Genomic DNA, 12,172 nt, shown 5'->3' on the forward strand with positions numbered 1-12,172 from the left:
GAAGATAGGGCCCTAACAAACGCTAGTGGTCGTGATCGTCACACATCGGCTTCATCAGCTCAACGTTCTCGCCATCCCGTACGGCTGTATAAAAGCAAGACCGACGGTTCGTGTGACAGGCTGGGCCTTCTTGTCGCACCACAACCAGGATGCAATCTTGGTCACAGTCATAGCGAAAATCGACCAATTCCTGCGTGTGACCACTGCTTTCACCTTTGATCCAGAACGACTGACGCGACCGAGACCAATAGGTCACCTTCTGCGTTTCTATTGTCTTTTCAATGGCTTTTGCATTCATCCAGGCCATCATCAAGACTTCATGAGTGTCCGCGTCCTGCGCAATTGCTGGGATCAAACCAGCCTCGTTGTATTTCAGCGCATTCACATCAAAAGACATCTCAAGCCCCTTTGCATCTCTGGTTAGGCTCTCTATCTAGGAATCTCATGCAAAAGGAAACAGCCATGTCCGGTGAAACCGATCTGATCAAGCTCTACTCAGGCCAAATTTTGGCACTGGCGTCGGACATGCCTCACACGGACATGCTCGATACTCCTGATGCCACGGTCAAAAAGCGTGCGCCGCTGTGCGGATCGACCATCACTGTCGACGTAAAAACCGAAGACGGCAAAATCGCCGCCTATGGCCAAGACGTCAAAGCCTGTGCTCTTGGCCAAGCAGCCGCCTCGGTTGTTGGGAAATCGATCATCGGCTGCACAAGAGCTCAAGTCGAAGCCGGCCGCGATGGATTGAAAGCCATGTTGAAAGACGGTGGACCTACCCCACCCGCTCCATTTGAGGGCCTCGAAGTCTTGCGCCCTGCTCAGGATTACCGCAATCGTCACGCGTCGATTTTGCTGTCGCTCGAAGCCACTCTGGAAGCTTTTGATCAAGCGGACCAAAGCGCCTGCGCCTAAATCCTAATTCCTAAATCCTAAGTCAAAAAAAACGCCGCACTTCCCGGGGAGGAAGGCGGCGAAGGTTGCGTTCTCGGCGCAGGGTTGTTCGAAATGGGATGTTGTGAGGCAGACCCATAAAGAGACAAACTGAAATCGTTGGGACAGGCAGTGTCAGTGAAACGCACAAATGGGGACAGGTGCGTCGTATGAACAGCCCCGGCCCGAGAACGCCAGGCAGTCAGAGGTTCTTCAAATTCCTTTTGTCAGCTTAGGCAAGGCCCGGGATATGCAGGGCAACAATCATCATCACAGCCAATGCACCAACGCCAATGGCGTCTTGCAGCAAGTTGGAGTGTGAGTTGCGGATCACTGTTTTGATCTGAGACATCATGGCGTTGCTCCTGCGGTTAACTCTTTGTTGCCTATTTGTTCTCATTTTTTGTTCTCCCATGCAAGAACTTTTTGAGAACATCGGGGAACATTTCGCGAAATAAACGCTAACCCACTGAAATCAAACGAATGGCTTGATCCTGTTCCATGAGCCAAAGAAGAACACGCGCCGCCTGCCCGCGTTCTGATGTCAGGTCTGGATCGTCATGCAGCAATTTGCGCGCATCAGATTGCGCCACGGCCATCAACGCAGATTGAGATTCCATATCGGCAATGCGGAATCGCGGCAGGCCTGATTGCGCAGTACCAATCAAATCCCCAGCCCCGCGCATTTCCAGATCTGTTTCCGAAATGCGGAACCCATCATTTGTGTCACGCATCACCTTTAGCCGTTTCTGTCCGTTCTCAGACAGCGGCGCCTGATACATCAGCAAACAGGTCGAGGCCTGATCGCCACGCCCGACGCGCCCACGCAGCTGATGCAGCTGTGCCAAGCCAAAGCTCTCGGCCCGTTCAATCACCATGATCGTGGCATTAGGCACATCAACGCCCACTTCGATCACTGTGGTCGCCACCAAAACCTGCGTTTTGCCGCTGGCGAAATCCGCCATGGCCGCATCTTTTTCAGAGGGTGGCATCTGGCCGTGCACCAATCCACAAACGCCTTCGCCAAGTGTGGCGCGAAGCATCTTGAACCGGTCTTCCGCCGCCGTGAGGTCCATGACCTCACTTTCCTCAACCAACGGACAAACCCAATAGGCCTGTTTGCCTTCCGCCACTGCCTGACGCATCCGCTCGACAACTTCATCGATGCGATAATCGGACACCATCACAGTGGTGATCGGCTGCCGCCCAGGAGGTTTTTCATCCAGAACCGAGACATCCATATCGCCGTATTGCGCCAAGGCAAGTGAGCGTGGGATCGGCGTGGCTGTCATCACCAGAACATCAGCCTGCGCACCTTTTTTTCCCAGTTCTAAACGCTGTCGCACGCCAAATCGGTGCTGTTCGTCCACAATGGCAAGCCGCAGATCCATGAACTCCACGTCTTTCTGGAACACCGCATGCGTGCCGACCAGAATATGGATATTCCCCGTCTTCAATGCCTCAAGCTTGGCTTTGCGTTCCTTGCCTTTATCCCGACCCGTCAGAATTTCGACCACCACTCCGGCCTGTTCCGCCAAGGGGCGCAGCCCCTGCAAATGCTGCCGAGCAAGGATTTCCGTCGGGGCCATCATCACGCCTTGCCCGCCCGCTTCAACCGCGTTCAGCATGGCCATGAAAGCCACCAGCGTTTTCCCGGCACCCACATCGCCCTGCAGCAAACGGTTCATCCGATGCGGGGTCGCCATATCGTCAGCAATTTCGGCAATTGCGCGTTGCTGTGCCCCAGTTGGGCGATAGGGCAAAGCTGCGAGGACCTTGCCTTGCAGCTTACCTGTTGCTTGGCTGATCCGCCCCGGAGCGCGCTTAAGCTGACTTCGCGCCAAGGCCAATGTCAGCTGATGGGCAAAGAATTCATCATAGGCCAGCCGTTCGCGGACCTTAGTGGTTGCAGAAATATCTTTCAGCCCCTGCGGCGCATGGGCCTCGGCAATGGCCTCATTCCAATCGGCCCATTCCGCTTGTTCTTTTTGGGTGGGGTCAATCCATTCCGCCAGCGACGGCACCATCCCCAAAGCGGACCGCGCGGCTTTGGTCATTGTTTTCAGCGTCACCCCAGAGGTCAGCGGGTAGACCGATTCGAATTCTGGAATGCTGCGCGCATCCTCTTCGGCCAACATATGATCTGGGTGCACCATCTGAGCGACACCGTCAAACAGCTCAACCCGGCCAGACACCAAACGCCGCGACCCTTCAGGCAATTGTTTTTGCAGGTAATCCCCGCGCGCATGGAAAAACACCAGTTGGAAACTTGTCTGAGCATCCTGCACCGTAATGCGATAAGCCCCATTGCGGTTGCGGGATGGTCGATGCGTGCCCACGGTCACAGCTACCGTCACAATCCCCGGCAAATCCGCGCCTTGCACCGTGTCACGTCGACGCCGATCGATCACCGAATGCGGCAGGGTAAAGAGCACATCGCGCGGCTTTTCGAGCCCCATCTGCGCCATATGCTGCGCCACTTTCGGACCTACGCCGTCGAGCTTGGTGATCGCCGCAAAAAGCGGGAAAAGGAGTTCGGGACGACTGCTCACAGCCCCCCCTTACAATCCGTCAGTCAACGCGATCCACGCGTCTTCGTCTATGGTTTCCACGCCTAAATCGGCGGCTTTTTTGGCTTTGGAGCCAGCGCCCGGTCCAGCCACCAATAGATCGGTTTTGCCCGATACAGATCCCGCCACTTTCGCACCCAAAGATTCGGCACGCGCTTTGGCTTCGGCACGTGTCATCTTTTCCAAGCTGCCTGTGAAGACCACTGTTTTACCCGCCACAGGGCTCTCTTTTGACGGCGCTTCAGGCGGAATAATCGTCAATTCAGCCACCAACCGTTCAATGGCGGCGCGCTCATCAGGATTGGCGAATGCGTCGGTTAAAGACAGTCCTACTGTCGCGCCGATGCCATCAATGCCGGTCATATCTTGCCAAGCAGCCGTCGACACGATGGAGACATCGCAGGCGGCAATTGTAGCATCGCGGGTTGATTTGATTTTAGCAGACCGGCCTGAAGATTTCGCCGCCAGACGCTCAGCCTCCTCGGCTTCATCCGCCTTGCGCCACGCCACCGCTGCAGGTCGCGCTGTTTCAGCGCCCTTCACCAAGGCACCCCATTCCATGAAATGCAACGCGAGGTCTTTGGCCGCGGTTTCCCCCACATGGCGAATACCAAGGGAAAACAGCATGCGCCCAAATGCGATCTCGCGCTTGTCTTCAATGGCTGCAAAAAGGTTCGCGGCACTTTGCTCGCCCCACCCCATGCGGTTCTTGAGCTTGGTCAACTGAACCGCATCGCGTTTGGCAAGCGTGAAAATATCAGCAGGTTCTTTGATCGGTAGTGTTTCATCATCAAAGAACATCTCGATCTGTTTGGCACCCAGACCTTCGATGTCAAAGGCTTTGCGCGCCACAAAATGTTTCAGCTTTTCCTTGGCTTGCGCCGGACAGATCATGCCGCCTGTACAAAAGCGCACGGAATCCCCTTCGGCACGCACCGCGGGGCTACCGCATTCAGGGCAAACCTCTGGGAATACATATGGTTTTGAATCCGCGGATCGTTTGCTGAGATCCACATCCGCCACTTTCGGGATCACATCCCCTGCGCGGTAAACCTGTACCCAGTCCCCCTCGCGGATGTCTTTGCCTCCGCGAATTTCGTCACCTTTATTGTCTAAGCCACGAATATAATCTTCGTTGTGCAACGTTGCATTCGACACCACAACGCCACCTACCGTCACGGGCGTCAATCGCGCCACAGGGGACAAAGCGCCCGTTCGGCCCACTTGAATGTCGATCCCTTCAAGCTTGGTCCAGGCGGTTTCGGCGGCAAACTTATGCGCAATCGCCCAACGCGGCGTGGTCGAACGGAACCCAAGACGAGCCTGCAGACTCAGATCATTCACCTTATAAACAACGCCATCGATGTCATAGCCAAGAGTGGCACGCTGCTCTTCGATCAACCGATAATGGGCAATCAGTTCTTTGGCAGAATTGCATTTTTGCGTCAGCGGATTGGTTGAAAATCCATAATTTGCAAGCTTCGCGACCGCATCGAATTGCGTGTCAGCCAAGGGTGAACTGAGCTCACCCCAAGCATAGGCAAAAAACTTCAAGGGGCGGGATTTGGTGATCGCGGAATCAAGCTGACGCAATGATCCCGCGGCGGCATTGCGCGGATTGGCAAAGGGTTTATCCCCGGCTGTCTCTTGGCGCTCATTCAAAGCCGCGAAATCGGCGTGGCTCATATAGACCTCGCCGCGCACTTCCAAAACCTTTGGCGCACCCTCGATGTGATGTGGAATATCCGAGATGGTCAGCGCATTCGCTGTAACGTTCTCGCCTGTGGCCCCATCACCACGGGTCGCCGCCTGGATGAGCTTGCCAGATTCGTAGCGCAATGACAGGCTGAGCCCGTCAATTTTTGGCTCTGCAGTGAACTCCAACGGCGTTCCGTTGGCCAATCCGAGAAAACTGCGCACACGATCTGCGAAACCGGTGACATCCTCATCTTCAAACGCATTGCCCAAAGACAACATCGCGACCGCATGGGTGATTTTGCCAAATCCATCTGCGACTGGAGCTCCGACTTGTTCACTGGGGCTATCTGCACGTTTCAGGTCAGGGAAAGCAGCTTCAATAGCAGCATTGCGCCGCTTTAAGCGATCATACTCCGCGTCAGAAATCTCTGGAGCATCTTGCGTGTGATAGGCAGTGTTCGCCGTGGCAAGCAGCCCAGCAAGCTGTTCAAGTTCTGCCTTGGCTTCCTCAGTGTTGAGCTGAGAGATGTCTTTTTCTTGTGTCATTCAGCGCCGTTCCCCTGCTTACCCTTTTAGATAAATCGGGGTGGGCGCTTCGTCCAGAAGGCATGTGACGCCAGAGCCCCCCTCTGGCGTCAATTTTCGACATTAGGCTCGCATCGCCAGTGCTTCAGGCTCTGTGTTTTCTTGCCCCGATGGATCACGTAGCACATAACCCCGCCCCCAAACTGTTTCGATATGGTTTTCGCCCCCGGTGGCTTCGGTCAGCTTTTTACGCAATTTGCAGATAAACACGTCGATAATCTTAAGCTCTGGCTCATCCATGCCGCCATAAAGGTGATTGAGGAACATCTCTTTGGTTAATGTCGTGCCTTTGCGCAATGAAAGCAGTTCAAGCATTTGATATTCTTTGCCAGTCAGATGCACCTGTTCGCCATCCACCTCTGCGGTTTTCGCATCCAGATTGACGGCGATTCGACCGGTATTGATGATGGATTGAGAATGCCCTTTAGAACGTCTGATGATGGCATGAATGCGCGCAACCAGTTCTTCGCGGTGAAACGGCTTAGTCAGATAGTCATCCGCGCCAAAACCAAAGCCCTTTAACTTGCTGTCAGTATCATCCGCGCCAGACAAGATTAAAATTGGCGTTTCAATCCGCGCGAGACGGATTTGACGCAGCACCTCGTGCCCCATCATATCGGGCAACCCAAGATCCAAAAGGATCAAATCGTAATCATATAGCTTGGCAAGATCGACGCCTTCTTCACCAAGGTCCGTCGCATAAACATTCAAATTGGCATGCGTCAGCATCATCTCGATGCTTTTTGCAGTGGCCGGATCATCTTCAATTAATAAGACACGCATACAATTTTCCCGAGACTAGATAAGCTAAAATTAACTTTAAACACCAGAGTCTTAACTTTTAACTAATGTCACGATGAGATTAGAAGCACACCTTATAGTTGTCTATATTTTTGTAGAGCGGTGGTTTTCAAACCATCCTCTCCATGGGTTCGAATGGCTTTAAGCCACTCTAAGAATTCTTCTTCGGTCAGCCCGTAGCGCGTCAAAGCATCATCCTGCGTGATCAAGCCATAAACCACACCTCGCACAACTGCAGCCTTGCGCGACGCCACCCATCGCCGCGTGCTTTCAGGCGGCAGGTCCGCCTGAGAAAACACAGATCCATCCGGCAATGTCACGGATCGAAGCCCATCCACTTTCTTAAGATACATACCACCCCCCTTTCATTTAGGCTTTCTGGCCCATAGGTCCTTAACGACAGATGAAACGAGGGGTTGAGAGTAATTAGGATTTTCCTATATTCCTCACTTTCCCCTCTGCTTGCGCGATGGACTGCAAAATGGCCTTAGACGATACACATCCAATCAACTCGCTTGGTTTTGCGAAACCGCCGTCTGAGACGCGCGTGGTTGTTGCCATGTCTGGTGGCGTGGACAGCTCTGTTGTGGCCGCCAAACTGGCGGACGAAGGTTATGATGTCGTTGGCGTCACCCTGCAGCTTTATGATCATGGGGCGGCCTTAGCTAAAAAAGGCGCCTGCTGTGCTGGTATCGACATTCACGATGCGCGACGTGTGGCAGAGGAAAAAGGATTCCCACATTATGTCTTGGATTATGAAAACATCTTCCAAGATGCGGTGATCGATGAATTCGCAGACAGCTATTTGGCTGGGGCCACACCGGTGCCCTGCATTCGTTGTAATGAACGGGTGAAATTCAAAGACCTGTTGGAAACAGCAAAAGATCTGGACGCGGATTGTATGGCCACTGGCCACTATATTCAGCGCAAAGTTGGCGAACACGGTCCTGAGTTGCATTCAGCTGAGAATGCAAACAAAGACCAGAGCTACTTTTTGTTTTCAACCACACCGGATCAATTGGCCTACCTGCGTTTCCCTTTGGGTCATCTGCCCAACAAAGAAGCAACACGAGCTTTGGCGGCAGAATACGGCCTGTCGGTGGCGGATAAGCCTGACAGCCAAGACATCTGCTTTGTCCCCAACGGCGACTACGCCTCGGTGATCGAAAAACTGCGTCCAGGCGCTGCGGAGCCGGGTGATATTGTGGATCAAGACGGCAATATACTCGGGAAACACGATGGGGTGCTGCACTACACCGTTGGCCAGCGCCGCGGCCTTGGCATCGGCGGCTTGTCTGAACCACTTTACGTCGTGAATCTTGATGTCGAAAACAAGCAAGTGATCGTTGGGCCTAAATCTATGTTGGCAACGCGCACCGTCCCAGTTCGCGAAATCAACTGGCTAGGAGATGAGCCATTTGAGAGCCAAGCAGAACGGCATCTTATGGTCAAAGTGCGTTCCACCCGTCCGCCTCGCGAGGCAATTGTGCGACCAACCGGGCCGACAACTGCAGAAGTTGAGCTGCTGACCCCAGAGGAAGGCGTTTCGCCGGGTCAGGCTTGTGTGTTTTACGCTTCTGAAGGTAGCCGAATCTTTGGCGGCGGTTGGATCTGGAAGGGTTGATCAAACGTAGGCCGGGCTTCAGCCCGGCTTTTCTTTTCCCTGATATATCCGTGGCCTAGCCGGGCTACTTAAGCCCATCCAAAACAGCTTTGGCCGCACGTAACCCCGGGTCTTCTCCACCGCGACCCAGCTTTTCCATCGTGCTTCGTACGATCTGCAATTGGGCTTCTGGTTTCTCAAGAACGCTCAAAACACTCGGCACGATATTATCGACTGTGCAGTCCTCTGTCAGATGCTCTGGTATGATCCGCGTATCCGTAATCAGGTTCGCCAAAGTGACTGTATCGATCTTCAACATACGTTTGAAAATCATACGACTAATCGGGCTGACGTCATAAGCAATGACCATTGGAGTTTCAGAGGCCGCAAGCTCTAATGAAACCGTGCCCGAGGCCGCCAACGCGACATCTGCAGCTTTGAAAGCAGCACGCTTTTCCTCGGCAAAGACCTCAATGTCCTGCCCCGTTGGATCAAGGATCACTGGCGGGTTGGCAATGCCGGCAACCTGTTCTTTGACCATCTCAACCACTGGGCCTGTTGTTGGCAACACAAAGCGCAGATCAGGTCGAGCCTGTTGCAGGGCTTCCATCGCCGGCACAAAGATCGGCAGCAAACGCGAGACCTCGCTTTTGCGACTTCCTGGAAGGATCAAAGCAAGTGGCGCATCAGATAGCCCGTGTGCCGCGCGAAAGGCGTGGGCGTCGTCTGTTGTGGCCACGGGTTCAGACACAACCGGATGGCCAACAAAATCGCAGCGCATGCCAGCGGCTTCCATATAGGGCGGCTCAAATGGCAAAAGCGCTAAGACCTGATCGATATGTTTTGCCATCTTATTCGCCCGTCCCGGCCGCCAAGCCCAGACCGAAGGTGCCACATAATGCACCGTGCGAATTTCACCGGCCGCTTTCACAAGCTTGGCCACCCGCAGGCAAAAATCAGGACTGTCGATGGTGATCATCACATCAGGATTCAGCGCATGAGCAGCCTCAGCGCACTCTTTGATACGGCGTTTCAGCTGAAAATACTTTGGCAAAACCTCAGCGATACCCATCACTGACAGCTCTTCCATTGGAAACTGGCTCTGCAAGCCTTCCGTTTCCATCAATGGGCCGCCAACGCCATGAAACTCCAGTGGTCCCTCATGGAGCGCCTTCAACCCTTGCATCAAGGATGCGCCAAGCTTGTCGCCCGACAGTTCACCGGCGATCAGATAGACCTTCATCCTAAAGGCCCTCCAACCCATAGATGAACACGCCCAAATCTTCTGCGAGCTTAAGTGTCACTTCGCGATCCAATACCAAAACCCGACCCTCAGCAAGCGCAACACCCGCGAGGCCTGCCTGTGCAACATTGCGAATGGTGTCCGGGCCGATGGCGGGCATATCTACGCGCAGATCTTGGCCCGCCTTTGGGGCTTTCACAAAAACCCCTTTGGCACGACGCAAATGCTCCGGCGTGTCAGCTACAAAGCCCAGCATGGCATCGGTGCCCTGAAGGGTTTCAATGCCCAAACACAGGCCACCGGCGACAACAACACCCTGCCCTACATCCAAAGATGACATCGCCGATAGGATATCCGCACCGCGCGCAGCATCCCTCAATGAGACTTCATCAGGTGCAGGACCGGCGATCAGGCCCGTTTTGGCGGTGATCTCTAAAATTTCGTGGGCACCACGAACCGTCAGGCCATTTTCTTCAAACAGCGAAACAACCAGCCGCAAAAGCGCGTCATCCCCCGCCCCAAACGCCACCATCAAACGTGGCGCCGTCGCCTGCATGAAATCGTCAAACGCCGCAGGATCAAGATTTGGTCGCGATATCGCACCGGCGAAGACAACTTCGCTCACGCCTTCGGATTTAAGATCCACGAACAGCGCACCAAGCTTTTCAAATTGATGCTCATGAACCGGGCCGCTTTGATCATGCGCGACCCCCTTCAGCGTTACAATCAAAGCATCAGGAACGGCCCGTGCCAGTTCAACTGGCAAAAGACCTTTGGCCGAGATGATGGCAAGACGCCCCATTACTTTGGCGTCAAATAAGAGCGATCGCTTTCGCCCAGCACAAAGTCGATGATCTCTTTTACATAAGCGCTTTCAGTGGCGTCGCCAACACGTTTGCTGCGCTCAAGGAAAGACCCTTCCCCGTCGCCAAGCTCCTGAAAAGCTTTGCGCAGGGCAGAGATATCTTCGCGCGGCACGCCACGGCGTTTCAATCCAACAAGGTTCAAACCATCCAACTGCCCGCGCGGCCCTTGCACAAGACCATAAGGAATAACGTCGTTGGTCACCATGCACACCGCGCCAATGATCGCGCCTTTACCAATGCGCACAAATTGATGCACGCCAGACAGGCCGCCGACAATCACGTCATCCTCAATGATGCAGTGGCCAGCAACGGCCACGGAGTTTACAAGGATCACACGATCCCCGATCTGAGCGTCATGCGCAACATGGCACCCCGCCATAAAGAGCCCATCGTCGCCGATCTTCGTCACACCGCCGCCGCCTTCGGTGCCGCAATTCATGGTCACATGCTCACGGATGCGATTACGCGCACCAATACTCAGCTTGCTGGCTTCGCCCTTGAACTTCAAATCCTGCGGGATTTCTCCGATCACGGCAAAACTGAAAACAACGGTATCCGCACCGATTTCGGTATTGCCGGTCACAATCGCATGGGACTTCAGCTCGACACGCTCGTGAAGCACGACTTGGGGCCCGACAACGCAAAACGGCCCGACAATACAGCCCGCAGCAATGCTGGCGCCATCTTCGATAACAGCAGATGCGTGAACCTGAGCCTCTGGGGAAATCGCCATGTGCGTTAGGCCTTCGGCAATTCCATCATCGCGGTGAATTCGGCCTCAGCCGCCATTTCACCTTCGACTTCGGCCACACCAGAGAATTTCCAGACCTTACCACCCGGCTTACCGCGCACAGTGGTCAATTTCATTTCCAGCACATCACCCGGCACAACCATGCGACGGAACTTGCACTTGTCGATCGCCATGAAATAAACCTGCATGTTCTTGTCTTCCATGCCCAGCTCTGTGCCCACCATGATAGCCGCAGTTTGCGCCATGGCTTCGATGATGGTCACACCCGGCATAATCGGGTTGCCTGGGAAATGGCCCTGAAAATGAGGCTCGTTCATCGTGACATTTTTGATGCCGGTCGCAGTTTGGAAGCCGTCGATATCAACCACTTTATCCACCAGCAGGAAGGGATAACGATGTGGGATAATCCGTTGAATCATTTGGATGTCGGCGGTTTTCAAAGACTCGCTCATTTTTATCTCCTGCTGTTCTTTTTGCGCATCGTTCTTGTCCCTAACAATAGGCCAATTCAAGGGCAAGAGACCAGCGTTCTATGGCAAACTTTTGGGGTTAGTTTTCTTCAGATTCAGAGTCTGGGGTAGTTGGCCTGCCATCGCCTAAAATCACATTGGCTTGAAGGATCATTTGATCGGTCACATCCAGAGCACGGTTATGGGCAAAAATATCTCGAATTTCGAGCATCAACTGCGCGCCGTTTTCACGCATCACATTGCCTACAACAGGTTGAATTTCCTCAAAGAACCGCCGTTGCTCGGCCTCGAACTTGGTGGCGATTTCAATTTCACGTATTTGCTGTAGATCTCTGATTTCTTCGACGCGCTCATCAAAGGCATCCGCCAATTTGCGAAATTCTTCAGCTGCCATCGTTGGGCGCTTATCCGTTAGGATGCGCTCTTCGTCGGTCAGCTCCGCCTCGATACGCCGATATTCTGCGGCTAGCACCGCAACGTCGGCGTCTCGTTCCGCAATAACACGTTGCCCGAAGGCTGATTGTTCATAGAGCCTTTCTCGATCAACAATCAAAATATTACTGCTAGGTACAAGAGCCGCCTGAGCCTCTAGTATGATCGGCATAAACGCCATGCCGATCATAATCAGTAATCCGCGGACCAAATGGCGCAC

At 53.9% G+C, this 12,172-nt stretch carries 13 protein-coding genes; 2 read left to right on the forward strand and 11 right to left on the reverse strand.

The features are described 5' to 3' along the window. Positions 1–22: 22 nt before the first annotated feature. Positions 23–397 carry a phosphoribosyl-AMP cyclohydrolase gene (gene hisI / locus JXQ85_RS12555; RefSeq protein WP_421749280.1) on the reverse strand — a complete coding sequence of 125 codons (375 nt, stop codon included), beginning with the start codon at positions 395–397 and terminating at the stop codon, positions 23–25. 65 nt (positions 398–462) lie between these two features. On the opposite strand from hisI, the gene JXQ85_RS12560 reads away from it, so the two are divergent. Next, complete coding sequence (locus JXQ85_RS12560; RefSeq protein ID WP_421749281.1) at positions 463–915, forward strand: iron-sulfur cluster assembly scaffold protein; 453 nt, start codon at positions 463–465, stop codon at positions 913–915. A 250-nt stretch (positions 916–1,165) separates the two neighbouring features. Here the strand turns inward: JXQ85_RS12560 and JXQ85_RS12565 are convergent, their stop codons facing one another. From JXQ85_RS12565 to JXQ85_RS12585, 5 genes are all read right to left on the reverse strand, one after another. After that, positions 1,166–1,288, reverse strand: coding sequence for a hypothetical protein (locus JXQ85_RS12565; RefSeq protein WP_421749282.1), 123 nt, complete (start codon positions 1,286–1,288; stop codon positions 1,166–1,168). Between the two features lie 106 nt (positions 1,289–1,394). Next, positions 1,395–3,485 carry an ATP-dependent DNA helicase RecG gene (gene recG / locus JXQ85_RS12570; RefSeq protein WP_421749283.1) on the reverse strand — a complete coding sequence of 697 codons (2,091 nt, stop codon included), beginning with the start codon at positions 3,483–3,485 and terminating at the stop codon, positions 1,395–1,397. Between the two features lie 9 nt (positions 3,486–3,494). Further along, on the reverse strand, positions 3,495–5,747 hold the full coding sequence (gene ligA / locus JXQ85_RS12575) for an NAD-dependent DNA ligase LigA (RefSeq protein ID WP_421749284.1): 2,253 nt from the start codon (positions 5,745–5,747) through the stop codon (positions 3,495–3,497). Positions 5,748–5,849: 102 nt separating this feature from the next. Next, positions 5,850–6,569, reverse strand: coding sequence for a response regulator transcription factor CtrA (ctrA, locus tag JXQ85_RS12580; RefSeq protein WP_421749285.1), 720 nt, complete (start codon positions 6,567–6,569; stop codon positions 5,850–5,852). 92 nt (positions 6,570–6,661) lie between these two features. Then, the gene (locus tag JXQ85_RS12585) at positions 6,662–6,940 is read right to left on the reverse strand and encodes a DUF1153 domain-containing protein (protein ID WP_421749286.1); all 279 of its coding nucleotides are present in this window, start codon (positions 6,938–6,940) and stop codon (positions 6,662–6,664) included. A gap of 128 nt (positions 6,941–7,068) precedes the next feature. Between JXQ85_RS12585 and mnmA the strand changes: the two genes are divergently transcribed. Beyond that, a complete protein-coding gene (gene mnmA / locus JXQ85_RS12590) occupies positions 7,069–8,211 on the forward strand; it encodes a tRNA 2-thiouridine(34) synthase MnmA (RefSeq protein WP_421749287.1) in 1,143 nt (380 codons plus the stop codon). Positions 8,212–8,275: 64 nt separating this feature from the next. Here mnmA and lpxB read toward each other — a convergent pair whose 3' ends face one another. From lpxB to JXQ85_RS12615, 5 genes are all read right to left on the reverse strand, one after another. After that, entirely contained in the window at positions 8,276–9,433 is a 1,158-nt protein-coding gene (lpxB, locus tag JXQ85_RS12595; protein ID WP_421749288.1) for a lipid-A-disaccharide synthase, read from the reverse strand. A gap of 1 nt (position 9,434) precedes the next feature. After that, the gene (locus JXQ85_RS12600) at positions 9,435–10,235 is read right to left on the reverse strand and encodes an LpxI family protein (protein WP_421749289.1); all 801 of its coding nucleotides are present in this window, start codon (positions 10,233–10,235) and stop codon (positions 9,435–9,437) included. Then, positions 10,235–11,032, reverse strand: a complete 798-nt coding sequence (gene lpxA / locus JXQ85_RS12605; protein ID WP_421749290.1) for an acyl-ACP--UDP-N-acetylglucosamine O-acyltransferase — start codon at positions 11,030–11,032, stop codon at positions 10,235–10,237. Before lpxA ends, JXQ85_RS12600 begins: the two co-directional genes overlap by 1 nt. Before the next feature lie 5 nt (positions 11,033–11,037). Continuing rightward, positions 11,038–11,502 carry a 3-hydroxyacyl-ACP dehydratase FabZ gene (gene fabZ / locus JXQ85_RS12610; RefSeq protein WP_421749291.1) on the reverse strand — a complete coding sequence of 155 codons (465 nt, stop codon included), beginning with the start codon at positions 11,500–11,502 and terminating at the stop codon, positions 11,038–11,040. A 97-nt stretch (positions 11,503–11,599) separates the two neighbouring features. After that, on the reverse strand, positions 11,600–12,163 hold the full coding sequence (locus tag JXQ85_RS12615; protein ID WP_421749292.1) for an OmpH family outer membrane protein: 564 nt from the start codon (positions 12,161–12,163) through the stop codon (positions 11,600–11,602). Positions 12,164–12,172 lie beyond the last annotated feature (9 nt).

It is taken from the genome of Cognatishimia sp. (assembly GCF_049116455.1).
In the GTDB taxonomy this organism is placed as follows: domain Bacteria; phylum Pseudomonadota; class Alphaproteobacteria; order Rhodobacterales; family Rhodobacteraceae; genus Cognatishimia.